Origin of the sequence: Aminobacter aganoensis (genome assembly GCF_014206975.1) — a bacterium.
GTDB classification, from domain to species: Bacteria; Pseudomonadota; Alphaproteobacteria; order Rhizobiales; family Rhizobiaceae; genus Aminobacter; species Aminobacter aganoensis.
The window spans coordinates 707,104-721,495 of sequence record NZ_JACHOU010000001.1 but is presented as its reverse complement, the minus strand read 5'-3'; the positions used below and the strand labels follow the sequence as shown (position 1 = coordinate 721,495).

Annotated in this window: 18 protein-coding genes; 9 read left to right on the top strand and 9 right to left on the bottom strand. The window is 64.4% G+C overall.

Translation table 11 applies throughout. The features are described 5' to 3' along the window. Positions 1–11 precede the first annotated feature (11 nt). The 4 genes from GGR00_RS03570 to GGR00_RS03555 all read right to left on the bottom strand — a co-directional run bounded on the left by GGR00_RS03570 (position 12) and on the right by GGR00_RS03555 (position 3,593). The gene (locus GGR00_RS03570; protein WP_055969667.1) at positions 12–1,841 is read right to left on the bottom strand and encodes an aminopeptidase P family protein; all 1,830 of its coding nucleotides are present in this window, start codon (positions 1,839–1,841) and stop codon (positions 12–14) included. 83 nt (positions 1,842–1,924) lie between these two features. After that, complete coding sequence (locus tag GGR00_RS03565; RefSeq protein ID WP_055969663.1) at positions 1,925–2,797, bottom strand: 50S ribosomal protein L11 methyltransferase; 873 nt, start codon at positions 2,795–2,797, stop codon at positions 1,925–1,927. A 21-nt stretch (positions 2,798–2,818) separates the two neighbouring features. Further along, entirely contained in the window at positions 2,819–3,397 is a 579-nt protein-coding gene (locus GGR00_RS03560) for an SCO family protein (protein ID WP_055969658.1), read from the bottom strand. 34 nt (positions 3,398–3,431) lie between these two features. Next, positions 3,432–3,593: a hypothetical protein gene (locus GGR00_RS03555; protein WP_184117358.1), complete on the bottom strand. Its 162-nt coding sequence runs from the start codon at positions 3,591–3,593 to the stop codon at positions 3,432–3,434. 159 nt (positions 3,594–3,752) lie between these two features. On the opposite strand from GGR00_RS03555, the gene GGR00_RS03550 reads away from it, so the two are divergent. The 5 genes from GGR00_RS03550 to GGR00_RS03530 all read left to right on the top strand — a co-directional run bounded on the left by GGR00_RS03550 (position 3,753) and on the right by GGR00_RS03530 (position 6,127). Next, complete coding sequence (locus GGR00_RS03550) at positions 3,753–4,241, top strand: CreA family protein (protein ID WP_055969654.1); 489 nt, start codon at positions 3,753–3,755, stop codon at positions 4,239–4,241. A gap of 36 nt (positions 4,242–4,277) precedes the next feature. Then, positions 4,278–4,907: a DapH/DapD/GlmU-related protein gene (locus tag GGR00_RS03545; RefSeq protein ID WP_055969652.1), complete on the top strand. Its 630-nt coding sequence runs from the start codon at positions 4,278–4,280 to the stop codon at positions 4,905–4,907. A gap of 41 nt (positions 4,908–4,948) precedes the next feature. Next, entirely contained in the window at positions 4,949–5,299 is a 351-nt protein-coding gene (locus GGR00_RS03540) for a DUF488 domain-containing protein (protein WP_055969650.1), read from the top strand. Positions 5,300–5,362: 63 nt separating this feature from the next. Beyond that, on the top strand, positions 5,363–5,743 hold the full coding sequence (locus GGR00_RS03535) for a low affinity iron permease family protein (RefSeq protein WP_055969648.1): 381 nt from the start codon (positions 5,363–5,365) through the stop codon (positions 5,741–5,743). Positions 5,744–5,824: 81 nt separating this feature from the next. Then, on the top strand, positions 5,825–6,127 hold the full coding sequence (locus GGR00_RS03530) for a hypothetical protein (protein WP_055969646.1): 303 nt from the start codon (positions 5,825–5,827) through the stop codon (positions 6,125–6,127). Positions 6,128–6,179: 52 nt separating this feature from the next. On the opposite strand, the gene GGR00_RS03525 is transcribed toward GGR00_RS03530, so the two are convergent. The 3 genes from GGR00_RS03525 to GGR00_RS03515 form a co-directional block, all read right to left on the bottom strand. Then, entirely contained in the window at positions 6,180–6,371 is a 192-nt protein-coding gene (locus tag GGR00_RS03525; protein WP_055969645.1) for a DUF1059 domain-containing protein, read from the bottom strand. A 203-nt stretch (positions 6,372–6,574) separates the two neighbouring features. Next, positions 6,575–7,054, bottom strand: coding sequence for a GIY-YIG nuclease family protein (locus GGR00_RS28665; RefSeq protein ID WP_082496342.1), 480 nt, complete (start codon positions 7,052–7,054; stop codon positions 6,575–6,577). Beyond that, a complete protein-coding gene (locus tag GGR00_RS03515) occupies positions 7,054–9,552 on the bottom strand; it encodes an ATP-dependent helicase (protein ID WP_184697916.1) in 2,499 nt (832 codons plus the stop codon). Before GGR00_RS03515 ends, GGR00_RS28665 begins: the two co-directional genes overlap by 1 nt. A 265-nt stretch (positions 9,553–9,817) precedes the next feature. Here GGR00_RS03515 and GGR00_RS03510 point away from each other — a divergent pair, with 265 nt between their 5' ends. Both GGR00_RS03510 and GGR00_RS03505 read left to right on the top strand, forming a co-directional pair. Continuing rightward, entirely contained in the window at positions 9,818–10,360 is a 543-nt protein-coding gene (locus tag GGR00_RS03510; protein WP_184697913.1) for a glyoxalase superfamily protein, read from the top strand. A gap of 117 nt (positions 10,361–10,477) precedes the next feature. Next, positions 10,478–11,356: a dienelactone hydrolase family protein gene (locus tag GGR00_RS03505; protein ID WP_246441261.1), complete on the top strand. Its 879-nt coding sequence runs from the start codon at positions 10,478–10,480 to the stop codon at positions 11,354–11,356. Between the two features lie 51 nt (positions 11,357–11,407). Here the strand turns inward: GGR00_RS03505 and GGR00_RS03500 are convergent, their stop codons facing one another. Together GGR00_RS03500 and GGR00_RS03495 are read right to left on the bottom strand one after the other, a co-directional pair. Next, on the bottom strand, positions 11,408–11,605 hold the full coding sequence (locus GGR00_RS03500) for a hypothetical protein (RefSeq protein ID WP_055970609.1): 198 nt from the start codon (positions 11,603–11,605) through the stop codon (positions 11,408–11,410). 145 nt (positions 11,606–11,750) lie between these two features. Continuing rightward, positions 11,751–12,230: a thioesterase family protein gene (locus tag GGR00_RS03495; protein ID WP_055969632.1), complete on the bottom strand. Its 480-nt coding sequence runs from the start codon at positions 12,228–12,230 to the stop codon at positions 11,751–11,753. A gap of 110 nt (positions 12,231–12,340) precedes the next feature. Between GGR00_RS03495 and GGR00_RS03490 the strand changes: the two genes are divergently transcribed. Both GGR00_RS03490 and GGR00_RS03485 read left to right on the top strand, forming a co-directional pair. After that, a complete protein-coding gene (locus tag GGR00_RS03490; RefSeq protein WP_184697910.1) occupies positions 12,341–13,753 on the top strand; it encodes an FAD-binding oxidoreductase in 1,413 nt (470 codons plus the stop codon). Positions 13,754–13,919: 166 nt separating this feature from the next. After that, positions 13,920–14,375, top strand: a complete 456-nt coding sequence (locus tag GGR00_RS03485; RefSeq protein ID WP_055969627.1) for a GNAT family N-acetyltransferase — start codon at positions 13,920–13,922, stop codon at positions 14,373–14,375. The last annotated feature ends 17 nt before the right edge of the window (positions 14,376–14,392 follow it).

The window sequence follows — 14,392 nt, the reverse complement described above, 5'->3', positions numbered from 1 at the left end:
TGCGGCACCCCTCAGACGATCGGTGCCGTCGCCTTTTCCAGCCATGCCAGCGTTTCGCCGTCGAGCATCGGTCCGATCTCGGCCAGCACGCGTGCATGGTAGGCGTTGAGCCAATCCAGTTCTTCTCGGGTCAGGAGATCGGCGCGCAGCAGGCGCTGGTCGAAGGGGGCCAGAGTCAGCGTTTCGAAACCGTGCATGGCGATATCGCCGCCCGGAATCGCCGCAGTCGGGGTCACCAGGATCAGGTTCTCGAGCCGGATGCCGTAGTGGCCTTCTTTGTAGTAGCCTGGCTCGTTGGAGAGGATCATGCCGGCGAGCAGCTTCTCCATGCCCGTCTTGGCGATGCGCTGCGGACCCTCGTGCACGGCAAGGTAGGAGCCGACACCGTGGCCGGTGCCGTGGGCATAGTCCAGCCCATGCTTCCACAAGGCGATGCGTGCCATGGCGTCGATGTCGGCGCCGCGCGTGCCGGCCGGGAACCGGGCGACCGAGATCGCGATCATGCCCTTGAGCACCAGCGTGAAACGCTCGCGCATCTCCTCCGTCGGCTGGCCGACCGGCATGGTGCGGGTGATGTCGGTGGTGCCGTCCTGATATTGCGCGCCCGAATCGAGCAGGAACAGCTCGCCGTCGCCGAGCACGCGGCTGGTGGCGCGCGAGACGCGGTAGTGCATGATCGCGCCGTTGGGTCCGGCACCCGAGATGGTGTCGAAGGAGACGTCGCGCAGCGGCATCTGGGTCTCTTCGCCGGTCTGCCGGCGGCATTCCTCCAGCCTGGTCACCACCGCGATCTCGTCGAGCTTGCCCCGCTCCTGCCGGTCGAGCCAGCAGAGCAGCTTGGCCACCGCCGCACCGTCGCGGCGATGGGCAGCGCGGGAGCCTGCGATCTCGGCGGCGTTCTTGGTGGCGCGGGGAAGGCGGGCCGGATCTGGCGACGCAACGACTGTGCCGCCATTGTCCTCGATCAGGGCACGCAGCCTGTCGGCGGCGAGCACGGGATCCAGCGCGATCCTCGCGCCCGCCTTGGCGAGGGCCGTGACTGCGTCGTCGAGCTTGCCTGGCGCCTTGATGTCGGCGAGCTGGGTGAGATAGGCCTCCTCGGTGCGGCCGAGCTTGCGCTTGTCGATGAAGACGGCATGCGCGCCGTCGGCCGCCAGAATGGCAAAGCCGAGCGCGAGCGGGGTGTGCGGCACGTCGCCGCCGCGGATGTTGAAGGCCCAGGCCAGCGACGACGGGTCAGTGAGGATCGCGTGGGTTGCGCCTTCGGCATCGATCGCCGCAGCCAGCCTCTTGAGCTTGTCCTTGGCGAGCTCGCCCGCCAGAGCCTCGGGATGGATCTCGACCGGGGCCAGCGGCGCGTCGGGCTGATCTTCCCAGATCGCGTCGATCGGGTTGCGGGCGAGGGGAACCAGGGTTGCACCTGCCTTCTCCGCCGAGGCGGAAAGCGCCTTGACGTCGCCGATGGTGTGCAGCCATGGGTCGAAACCCAGCCGCGCGCCGGCGGGCAGGCTGTCCCTGATCCAGGCGGACGGCGGGTTTTCGATCAGGCTCTCGATCGAAAAGATGCCGAGATCGACCTCGTCGCGCACCTGCAGGGTGTAGCGTCCGTCGACAAAGACATAGGCGCTGTCGGCAAGGACGATCGCCACGCCGGCCGAACCGCTGAAGCCGGTCAGCCAGCGCAGCCTGTTCGAGCGCGCCGCGACATACTCGCCCTGGTGCTCGTCGGCACGCGGCACGATGAAGCCGTCGAGGCCGTTCACCCTGAGCCACTGCCTGAGGAGCGCGGTGCGCGGCTTGCCGACGGAGGGATCGCCTGCTGAATCGAAGGACTGGAACATGGTGGTTTCCCGGAATCTGGATGTCCGGCGAACCTATCTTCGTGCGCCACCACTGGCAACGCCGCCGGCTTGTGCCACGGCCGTCAGTTCTTGAGGTGGATCGTCACCCAGCCTTCCCTGTGGAAGGTCTCGACATGGCGGAACTTCGCCGCGACATAGGCTTCGACCACCGCGTCGTGCTGACGGTCGAGGATGCCCGAAAGGACCAGCGAGCCGTTTGGCGCGAGATGCGCTGCCATGTCGGGCGCAAGCTGCATCAGCGGCTGCGCCAGGATGTTGGCGACGATCAGGTCGAACGGGCCGCGCGCGGCGAAGATCGGATCGTCGAAGCCTGCCGCCGTCGCGGTCTCGACATGGTCGCCGGCGCCGTTGAGGCGGACATTGGCGGCAGCGACGTCGGTGGCGACCGGGTCGATGTCGGTGGCGAGCACCGGGATCGGCGCCAGCTTGGCGACGGCGATGGCGAGAACCGCGCTGCCGGTGCCGAGATCGAGCGCGTTGGCCGGATGCTCCTCGGCGACGACCTTCTCGATCATTTCCAGGCAGCCAGCCGTGGTGCCGTGGTGGCCGGTGCCGAAGGCAAGGCCGGCCTCGATCTCGATGGCGATCTGGCCGGGGCGCACGTCGTCGCGGTCATGACTGCCGTGGACGATGAAGCGGCCGGCCTGGACCGGCTTCAGGCCTTCGAGCGACTTCGCCACCCAGTCGATGTCGGGAAGGACCTCGCGGTCCAGGGCGCCCTTGTGGCCGGCTTCGGCAACGACCTCGGCCATGCGGCGGGCGATGTCTTCGACATCGCCGTCGGTGTAGAGCGAGACCTCGTGGATGTCGCGGTCCTCATCGACCTCGATCACGGCGATCGGCCAGCCATCTTCCTCGAAGGCGGTTTCGAGGGCCGAGAAGATGCGGTTCGCAGCTTCGCGGCCGGTGGTGAGGTAGAGCCGTGTCTGGGTCATGTCGGGTCCGGTCGAGGAGGGTCAGCCTTCGTTCGCCAGGCGCTTGAGCTTGGCGAGCGCAGTCTCTGGCTTTTCCTCATAGGCGATGGTGCCGAAGAAATCACCCTTGCTGTCGAGCAGCAGGACCGATGCGGTGTGGTCCATGGTGTAGTCGCCGCCCTCGGTCTCGACCTTCTTGGAGTAGATGCCGAACGACTTTGTCATGGCGGCGATCTTGTCGGGCGAGCCGGTGATGCCGGTGATGCGGTCGGAGACGTTGGTGACGTAGGTGTTCATCACCTCGGGCGTATCGCGCTCGGGGTCGACCGAGACGAAATAAGCGCGGATGTTCTTGCCCTCGTCGCCCATCTGCTTGAGCAGGCCGTCGAGTTCGAACAGCGTCGTCGGGCAAACCTCGGGGCAATGGGTGAAGCCGAAGAACACGGCGCTTGGCTGGCCGCGGAAGGCGGCTTCGGTGATTTCGCCGCCCTTCTGGTCGACCAGCACGAATGGCGCGCCGAAGGCCTGAGCGCTGTTCCTGCTGCTGTACCAGTCGAAAGTCAGCCAGCCGACGCCGGCTGCCATCAGGATCAGAATGCCGGCAAGGATCGTGCGCATCATCGATTGTGATTCCATGGTGTGATTTGTGACCGCCTCAGAAGCACCAGGACATGCCTGCTTCGACCAGCGACATGAAGATGCCGGCGTCCTTGTCGAGCCAGGAGGCGAAAGCGAGGCCGGTGGCAGCCGCAAACGCCGTCAGGCCGAGCGCGATCCACGCGGTCGTCGAAAGCGATATGGGCAGAGCCTGTTTCATCACCCTACATAGCGCGCTACGCGCGTTGCCAAAAGGGACATGTTGACGCCCTCATTTGCCCACAAGACACCTTTTCGCGAGCAGGATGCATGACGATGCGGCTTGCAACGCGCGGACCGCCGACCCAAGTGTGGGCGGACAGCATTCCAGGAGGTTTCGATGAGGCTTGCCTTTTTTGTCCTAGCTACCGCCCTTGCGCCCGCGGCTGCGGCCCCCGCCAATGCCCAGCAGGTGGGCGAGGTCGGCGTCGACTGGCTCGGCAACGACATCATCGTCGAGGCGATCAAGGATCCCGAGGTCGAGGGCATCACGTGCCACGTTTCCTATTTCGACCGCGGCGTGATTGACCGGCTGCAGAAGGGCAACTGGTTCGAGAATCCCTCCGACAGCGCGATCTCCTGCCGCCAGACCGGGCCGATCACCATCGGCGAGATCGATCTCAGCGAAGAGGGCGAGGAGGTGTTCAAGCAGGGCATCAGCCTGATCTGGAAGGAGCAGGTGGTGAACCGCATCTACGACAAGAAGAACGAGACGCTGATCTATCTCGCGCATTCGCGCCAGGTGCAGGACGGCTCGGCGAAGATGTCGATGACGACCGTGCCGCTGTACAACCAGAACGTCACCTGGACCAAGGGCAAGCCGCAATAGCTTGCGGGCAAGGTGGCGCGGGCGTAAATCCGCGTCATGGACACACCTGCAGACCTTCGCTTCAAGGATGACGAGCCGCGCATCCACCCGACGTCAGAGCTGAAAGGCTGCCGGCTGGGCCGTCATGTCGCCATCGGCGAACGCGTCGTGCTGCGCGAGGTCGTCGTCGGCGACTATTCCTATTTCGAGCGCCACGCCGAGGCGATCTACACCACCATCGGAAAATTCTGCTCGATCGCCGCCAATACCCGCATCAATGCGCTCGATCATCCGATGGAGCGGCTGACCACCCACAAGGTGAGCTACCGGCCCAACGAATACTTCCGCTATCTCGGTGTCGACGGCGATTTCCGCGAACGCCGCAGGGCAAAGCCGGTGACGGTCGGCCATGACGTGTGGATCGGTCATGGCGCGGTGATCATGCCCGGGTTGACGATCGGCAATGGCGCGGTTGTCGGGGCGAATGCGGTGGTGACCAAGGACGTGGCGCCGTTCGAGATAGTCGCCGGGGTGCCGGCGAGGCGGTTGAAGCTGCGCTTTCCCGCCGAAATCGCCGCCCGCATCGAGGCATTGGCGTGGTGGGACTGGCCGGCCGAGCGGCTGTTCGAGGCCATTCCGGACATGCAGAGCCTGCCGATCGAGGCGTTTCTCGACCGCTGGAGCTAGGACGGCCGGAACTGCGCCTGGCCATATCCCAGGAGGAGGGCATGCCGGAATTCCGTATCAAGCGCGTCTACGACGCACCGGCGCCGGAGGATGGGTTCCGGGTGCTTGTCGACCGCATCTGGCCGCGTGGCATCAGCAAGGAAGCCGCGGCGGTGGAGCTGTGGGCGAAGGAAATCGCGCCCTCGACCGAACTGCGACGGTGGTTCAGCCATGACCCGGCCCGGTGGGGCGAATTCCGCAGGCGATACCTGGCCGAACTCGACGGCCAGCACGAGCGGCTGGAGGCAATGCGCAAGCAGGCCGGCGGCAGGCGGCTGACGTTGGTCTATTCGGCCCGCGACCAGATCCAAAACCAGGCCGTCGTGCTGAGGGACGTGCTGGAAGGCCTGTAGCACCTGCGCGATGGAACCAGCCGGCATTCCGGCGGTTTTCCTGCATTGTCAGGAAAAGCCGCGATGTTCGAACGCCTGTTCACTCGTGTCGCCAACAAGGTTGCCTATGCCTCAGGCACGCCGCTGTCGTTCGTGATGTGCTGCCTCATCATCGTGGCTTGGGCGGTGTCCGGTCCGGTGTTCGGCTTTTCCGACACCTGGCAGCTGGTCATCAACACCGGCACGACGATCATCACATTCCTGATGGTGTTCCTGATCCAAAATACGCAGAACCGCGATGGCGCGGCGATGCAGGCGAAGCTCGACGAGCTCATCCGCGTCGGCAGGGCACAGAACCATTTCATCGGCATCGAGCACCTGACCGAGACCGAGGTCGAGGAAATCAGGCGCAAATGCGAGGAAGCAGCCAAGCGGCACGACGCGAAAGCGGGTGCGAAAGCGTGACTGCGGCGCCGTCCAGCCTCTGGAAGGTTGACGCTGGGCGGCGAGGGGAACAAGATCGGTGCGGGTAGGGTGTTGTGTGGCGTGACTGATTGGTTGGACATCCTGAAAGAGCAGGCCAGGACCGGCGCGGAGATGGCGCGCGAGGTGCCCACGACGCTGGCCAACCCCGACATCAGTCGCGACCAGGTGAAGAAGCTGTTTGCCGCGCTCGAGCAGCAGGCCGAATTCGTCGAAAGGCTGCGGCAGGTGCTCGAGGCCAATGATTTCGAGCCCGAGGTGCTGGTTGCCGCCGAAAAGCTGGAAGACCGCTATGCCGAACTGGCGGCCTCCGCGGCCGAGCGGCTGAAAGCCATGCGCAGCGGCACGGCGACTCGCCAGCAATAGCAAAGCTTCTGCCGACAGTTGGGTGCGTCCGACGCGGGCGAGCTGGCGTTGCTCAGGCCGGCGGAGTTCCGACGTGGATGGCTTTCCTGACTTCGGCACGGAAATCGGGCGTGTCGTGCTCGCCATGAACGGTGACGGCGTGCTGGACGGCGGCATTGACCAGTTCGTCCTCGTTGTCCGCGGCAATCGCCACCGTGCACTTCATTTCGCTCGGGAATTCACGGCAATCGATATACTGGCGCATCGTCTTCGCCTCCCTATGATTAAAAATTAGCACTTGCTAATTTTATGCCTGTGGCGAGAGGGCGGCAACCGATATGTGGCTGCGCTCACCAAGCGTTTGGTGACCTGGAACGACAAGATGCTCAGGAGTTTTGCGGCGAACCCGGCGCGAGCAGTGACCTTGCATCCTGGGCGGAAGCGTCGATGAAGCACTTTATGCGGGGTTTACGCCCCGTTGCGGCTATTTCGCCGCCGATAGTTTTCTTGTCTCCTCCATTCCGGAAGCGATACGCCTCGTCTGCTATATTCAATCGTAAACTCAGACATTCCCGTACTGTTCATCCAATATGTAAACTCAACAGAGTTTCGGTTTATGTCTTTGTCATAAAATTCGCAAAATGTTTCCAGGAAATACTGCTCGAATTCATCTCTGTCAAAATTAAACCACTCGCCCCCTATCCAGTAATCTGACAACGCTATGTGGAGAATTCTTTCTAGATGGATACATTCCCAGAACGGCTTGACACCGACAACTTGGATATCGGGTATCCACGTACGCGCTGTCCTGAAACGGGAGTTGAAATCTGTAGTCGTTCCAATCTTCAGGCGGCTACCGCTCTTTAGAACGTAGAGCCAACCAGGATCGCTAGTATGCACATCGAAATTGCGGACCCAAGGTTCTGGTTGAAAATCCGTTATTTTCATCACACCGGGTTCACGAAGCCGTCCAGCACCTTCTTCTGGCCGGCCTTGTCGAAGTCGATGGTGAGCTTGTTGCCGTCGATGGCCGAGATGTTGCCGTTGCCGAACTTCTGGTGGAAGACGCGGTCGCCGACTTTGAAGCGCGAGGGCTCGGTCGCGACCGACTTAGCGATCAGCTCGCCCTCGATGGTGCGGCCTTTCACCGAGCCGCGGCCGGCGCCGAAGCCGGAATCGGTTTCGCCATAGCCGATGCGTTCGACCGAATGGCCGGAGCGCGATCCCCAGTTGCGGTCGGTGGCTTCGGTGCGGTTCTGCTGCGCCCGCTGCCAGCCCGGCGTGGCATAGGTGTTGGAGAAGGATTTCTGGCCGACGTCGTCGAAACGCGAGGCGCCGTAGGGGTTCTGGCGGCCGCCGCCATAGCCGCCATAGGAATTGCCGGCATCCGCCACCTCGACATGGGCCTCGGGCAGTTCGTCGAGGAAGCGCGAGGGGATCGTCGATTGCCACAGCCCATGGATGCGGCGGTTGGAGACGAACCACAGATGCAGGTTCTTCTTGGCGCGGGTCAGGCCGACATAAGCGAGGCGGCGTTCTTCCTCGAGGCCTGAGCGGCCGCCTTCGTCGAGTGCGCGCTGGTGCGGGAACAGGCCTTCCTCCCAGCCGGGCAGGAACACGGTCTCGAATTCGAGGCCCTTGGCCGAATGCAGCGTCATGATCGAGACGGCGTCGAGCTGCTCGTCCTGCTCGGCGTCCATGACGAGCGCGACATGCTCGAGGAAGGAACGCAGCGATTCGTATTCCTCCATCGAGCGGATCAGCTCCTTGAGGTTTTCGAGCCGGCCCGGTGCCTCGGCCGAACGGTCGTTCTTCCACATGTCGGTGTAGCCGCTCTCTTCGAGAATGATCTCGGCGAGTTCGGTGTGGGGCGTGTTGTCGAGCGCTTTCTGCCAGCGCTCGAAATTGGCCGCGACTTCGCGCAGCGCGGCGCGCGGCTTGGGCTTGAGCTCGTCGCTTTCGGCCAACTGGGCGGCTGCCTGGAGCATCGGCACGCCAAGAGCGCGGGCGGTGTCGTGGACCTGGCGGATGGCGGCTTCGCCGAGGCCGCGCTTGGGCACGTTGACGATGCGCTCGAAGGCGAGGTCGTCGGCGCCCTGGGCAACGACGCGGAAATAGGCCATGGCGTCGCGGATTTCCTGGCGTTCGTAGAAGCGCGGGCCGCCGATGACGCGGTAGTTGAGGCCGAGCGTGACGAAGCGGTCTTCGAACTCGCGCATCTGGAACGAGGCGCGAACGAGGATCGCCATGTCGTTGAGATTGTGCTTCTGGCGCTGCAACTGCTCGATGGTCTCGCCGACGGCGCGGGCCTCCTCCTCGGAATCCCAAGCGGCGTGGACGTTGACCTTGGCGTCGTCGGGGTCGGCCTGCTCGGTGAACAGGGTCTTGCCGAGACGGCCCTCATTGTGGGCGATGAGATGGGCGGCGGCACCGAGGATGTGCGCGGTCGAGCGGTAGTTGCGCTCAAGCCGGATGACCACGGCGCCCGGGAAATCCTTGTCGAAGCGCAGGATGTTGTCGACCTCGGCGCCGCGCCAGCCATAGATCGACTGGTCGTCGTCGCCGACGCAGCAGACATTCTTCTGGCCGGGGGCGCCGGTTTCCTGCGCCAGGAGCCGCAGCCACATGTATTGCGCGGTGTTGGTGTCCTGGTACTCGTCGACCAGGATGTATTTGAAGCGCTTGTGGTATTCTTTGAGCACGTCCGGATAGGCGCGGAAGATGCGGATCGGGTGGCACAAGAGGTCGCCGAAGTCGCAGGCATTCAAGGTCTGCAACCGGTCCTGATAAGCCCTGTAAAGCTCGCGGCCCTTGCCGTTGGCGAAGGCGCGGGCATCGCCCTCGGGGATTTCGGCCGGGCCAAGGCCCTTGTTCTTCCAGCCGTCGATCATCATCGCGAACTGGCGCGCCGGCCAGCGCTTGTCGTCGAGGCCCTCGGCCTGGATCAGCTGCTTGATCAGGCGGATGACGTCGTCGGTGTCCAAAATGGTGAAGTCGGAGCGCAGGCCGGCCAGTTCGGCATGGCGGCGCAGCATCTTGACGCCGATGGAGTGGAAGGTGCCGAGCCAGGGCATGCCTTCGACCGCCTCGCCGACGAGATGGCCGATGCGCTGCTTCATCTCGCGCGCCGCCTTGTTGGTGAAGGTGACGGCCAAAACCTGGCTGGGCCAGGCGCGGCCCTGGCTGAGGATATGGGCGATGCGGGTGGTGAGCACGCGCGTCTTGCCGGTGCCGGCGCCGGCAAGCACGAGGACCGGGCCTTCGGTGGTCTCGACGGCCTGGCGCTGCTCGGGGTTCAGGCCCTTGAGGTAGTCCGGCGCATGCGGCGCCTGGCGGGCGGCCATGGCGCGCGCGGCAATGCCGCCCGGCGCAGAGGCACCAGCGGTCCGGGGCGGCATTCCGCCGGGCTCGTCGAAAAACGGCATGTCGTCCGGAAAGTCTGACATTTGCCCCGAATGTAGTGATTCGGGGCGGAAAGGCCAGAAGTGTCTCTGTTTTGTTCTCGTTTAGCCGGGGAAAGTGGCACCCTTGACCGGGATGCCGGGGGCGTGGCTAGGTAACCGCACGGCTGGACGTGGCCGGCAGTCCGCGCCCGCAGGGGTATGGCGAACACATCCGAGCGCTTCCTGAACCCGGTCCAACGGACGGTGAGGGCATCGGCAATGCGGGCACTGATGGACAGGCTCACCGGAACCCTGGGATCGGAAGATCATGCGAACCTATCGTGATGCAAAGGCGATGGCGAAGGCCATGCGCGAGGCGCTTGGCGCCAAGAACCTCGATGTCAGCCACAGCGAGGCGCTCGAAATCGTCGCCCGGCAGTTCGGCGTCGACAACTGGAACATCCTGTCGAGCAAGCTGGACAAGGGGGAAGAGCCTTCCGCAGGCTCATTATCCTTCACCCAGCCGGTGCCGATCTTTCGCATCTTCGACGAGGACAAGGCGCGGGGCTTCTACGAGGGGTTCCTCGACTACACGGTCGACTGGGAGCATCGTTTCCATCCCGGCGCGCCGCTCTACTGCCAGGTGTCGCGCGGCGGTTTGAAGCTGCATCTGTCGGAGCATTCGGGCGACGCCAGTCCAGGTGCCACGGCGGTCTGCTACATGAAAGGCGTGGAAGCCTTCCAGAAGGGGCTGATCGCCAAGGACTACAAATACAATCGGCCGGGCCTGCAGCATCAGGACTGGGGGCTGGAGTGCGAGGTGATCGACCCGTTCGGCAACCGCATCCGCTTCATGGAAGGCGAGGACTGACCGACGTCCCGTGCGCGCTCGCGCCCGATGGCGCGGGCGCCGTTCACGCAACAGTGACACCAACTACATTTGCATACGCTAAACTCGCCGCCCGATGTCGAAGACAGGGAGCGAGCCATGACCAGACCTGCCATCACCCAGGCGATGATCGATGCCTATGACGAATACACCCACCTGACGCTCGACCGGCGCAATTTCATGGAGACGCTGACCAAGCTGACCGGATCGGCCGCGGCGGCGGCTGTGATCGCGCCGATGCTCGCGGCCAGCCAAGCGCAGGCGGCCATCGTTGCCGACGACGACGCGCGGCTCAAGGCCGAGGATGTCGCCTATCCCGGCGGTGCCGGCGAGATGAAGGGTTATCTCGTCCAGCCGGCCGATCGTGCCGGCAAGCTGCCGGCGGTCATCGTCATCCACGAAAACCGGGGCCTCAACCCGCATATCCGCGACGTGGCGCGGCGCATCGCGCTCGAAGGCTTCGTCGCGCTGGCGCCCGACTATCTGTCGCCGCTCGGCGGCACGCCGCCGGACGAGGAGAAGGCGCGCGAGATGTTCGGCCAGCTGGACGCTGCGCAGACCGTGGCCAACGGCATCGCGACGGTGGCGTTCCTGAAGGGCCATGAGAGCGGCAACGGCAAGGTCGGCGCGGTCGGCTTCTGCTGGGGCGGCGGCACCGTCAACCTGCTCGCCGTCAATTCGCCGGATCTCGGCGCCGGCGTCGCCTATTACGGCGCCCAGCCCAAGGACGAGGCGGCAGTCGCCAACATCAAGGCGGCCCTGCTGCTGCACTATGCCGGCATGGACGAGCGCATCAACGCCGGTATCGACGCCTACAAGGCGGCGCTGGAAAAAGGCGGCAAGGATTTCCAGGTCCACGTCTATGACGGCGCCCAGCACGCCTTCAACAACGACACCTCCGAAGCGCGCTACAACAAGGAGGCAGCGGACCTGGCCTGGGGTCGGACGATTGCCTTCTTCAGGGAAAAACTGTCCTGATCCGTCTGGTGGCAGGCGCGCCGACCGTTCGCGCGCCTGGCCGTACGAAGCTCAGGCCACGCCGCGCTTGGAGCGGGCCTGGCGCAGGATGACGCGCCAGCGCAACATCTCGATCGGGATCGGCCCGTTGTTGTTGGCGATCTCGAAGATTTCGTTGTTGATGTTGCGGAGCGAACGCCAGAAGTCGTAGTCGCTGATGCGCGGGTCGCAGGCGAGCTTGTTGGCTGTCGCTTCGATGTCTGGTTGCATGCCTTGCCTCAAGCCGTCCGGTGCCCGCCGCGACTCAATTTCGCTGTGTGGGATTGTCGGGGTGAGGGTGCGGCCGATCAACGAACCGCAGGCTGTGATGCAGGTTATGAACAGGTAAGGTTAACCGCCTGTGGCCCTTCAGCCACTATGCCGGCTTGCGCCTGATGCCGATCGAGCGGCCGGCGCGCTCGGGCATGGGCAGTGCGGCATGGGCGGCGCCCATTTCCTGCAGGCTCGCCATGATGTCTTCGGGGAAGGGCGCGACCTTCGGACCGGTCATGTCGACATGCAAAGCGAGATATTCCGAGGTCGCCGCCAGCCAGCCATCGACGTGGCGCAGTTCCTGGTAGACGCGCAGGCGTTTGTCGTCATGGTCAAGCAACTGGAAGCTCGCGGTGACGCGGTGTTCGAGATGCAGTTCCCGGACATAACAGACGTGAACTTCCGCCGTGTAGATGGTGAGCTTCCTGTCGCGGACGTAAGCAGCCCCCATGCCGAGCAGATCGAGCGCCTCGTCGCTGCAGCGGTCGAACAGGACGTTGTAGTAGGCCATGTTGAGGTGACCGTTATAGTCGATCCAGTCTTTCTCGATCTCCATGACGCGCGACACGAACGGAGCTGGCATGGCTTGATCCTTTGGTCTTTGGTTGCGCTGGACAAACCGGACGGGGTGGCAGATTACCCGAGCATAAGGTGCCGGCAAGGCGCCAGGCTGTTCCAATCGCGGAGGAAAACATGGCTCTGAGCGACCTGAAGGCGATGGCGCGGAACGAGGCGGGGATCGCCACGACGCTCGGCATCCTCAAGCAGAAATTCGGCGAGCGCTTCCAGACCAGCCAGGCGATCCGCGAACAGCATGGCCACACCACCACCTACCTGCCCAACCAGGCGCCCGATGGCGTGGTGTTCGCCGAAAGCACGGCGGACGTGCAGGGGGTGGTACGGGCTTGCGCGGCGCATCGCGTGCCGGTCATCGCCTTCGGCACGGGCACGTCGCTGGAAGGCCATGTCAACGCACCGGCCGGCGGCATCTCGGTCGACACCTCGCGCATGGACAAGATCGTCACCGTCAATACCGACGATCTCGACTGCACGGTCGAGGCCGGGGTGACGCGCGAGGCACTGAACACCTACCTGCGCGACACCGGTCTGTTCTTTCCGATCGATCCCGGAGCGAATGCCAGCCTCGGCGGCATGGCGGCGACGCGCGCTTCGGGTACCAATGCGGTGCGCTACGGCACCATGCGCGAGAACGTGCTGTCGCTGCGCGCCGTCATGGCCGACGGCAGCGAGGTCACGACCTCGCACCGGGCCAGGAAAAGCTCGGCCGGCTACGACCTGACGCGGCTGCTTGTCGGGTCGGAGGGAACGCTCGGCATCATCACCGAAGTGACGCTCAAGCTGCAGGGCATCCCACAGGCGATTTCGGGCGGCGTCTGTCCGTTTCCGAGCGTCGAGGCGGCGTGCCAGGCGGTGATCACGACCATCCAGATGGGCATCCCGGTGGCGCGCATCGAACTGGTCAACGCGCTGCAGATGCGGGCGATGAAGATCTACTCCAAGCTCGACTATCCCGAGAGCCCGTGCCTGTTCCTCGAGTTCCACGACTCGGATGCCGGCGTGGCGGAGCAGGCTGAAAGCTTTGGCGAGATCGCCGCCGAATATGGCGGCGGGCCGTTCCTGTGGACCACGGTGACCGAGGAGCGGGCCAAGCTGTGGAAGGCGCGGCATGACGCTTACTGGGCGTCGCAAACCCTGCGTCCCGGTGCGCGCGCGCTGTCGACCGACGCCTGCGTGCCGATTTCGCGGCTGGCCGAATGCATCGCCGAGACCGAAGCCGACATCGAGCGGCTGGGCCTGATCGCCCCGATCGTCGGTCATGTCGGCGACGGCAATTTCCACACGCTGGTGCTGATGGACCCGAACGATCCGGCAGACATCGGCCGGGCCGAGGAATTCGTGAAGCGGCTGGCCGAGCGGGCGATATCCATGGACGGCACCTCGACCGGCGAACACGGCATCGGCCAGGGCAAGATGGGACTGATGGAGCGCGAGCACGGCCATGGCGTGGCGGTGATGCGGGCCATCAAGCAGGCGCTCGATCCGAACAACATCATGAATCCCGGCAAGATCCTGCCGGCAGGATAGGACGGGCGTTGACCCGACCGCGCCGGCTTGCTAGTGCGGCCCAGTCCAACCAGGAAACTTATGCGCAGAGACTTCCATCGCTGAAGCGTCGGCCCCGAGCCGATGGTGGCTGAAAGGCCAACGGGTGCTTGCGCCTTCTCTGAAATGCATATCCAAGGACAAATCCATGACACACGCTCACGGCGCGACGATCCGCGCCTATTCCGCAACCGACCGCGACCGCCTGGCAGATATCTGGCTCGAGGCATCGCGTGTCGGCCATCCATTCCTGGGCGAGGCAAGACTGCTCGATCAGCAGGCCAACGTTCGGGAGGATTATCTGCCGCAAGCCGAAAATTGGGTGATCGAGCTCGATGGCCGGACGGTGGGCTTCATCGGCCTGCTCGACAACGACTTCATCGGCGGCCTGTTCATCGATCCGGCGTGCCATGGCCGTGGTCTCGGCAAGGCATTGGTCCTGCACGCCGCCAGGCTGAAGGGAGCGCTCGACGTCGAGGTCTATGCCGACAACGGGCCTGCGCTGGTATTCTATCGCCGCCTGGGCTTCGCCGAAACGCAGCGCCATGACCAGGACGAGGAGGAGCGGCCGCTGCAAGTGGTTCGCATGCGCCGACCGGCGTAGGGTCCAGCCGTCGCTTT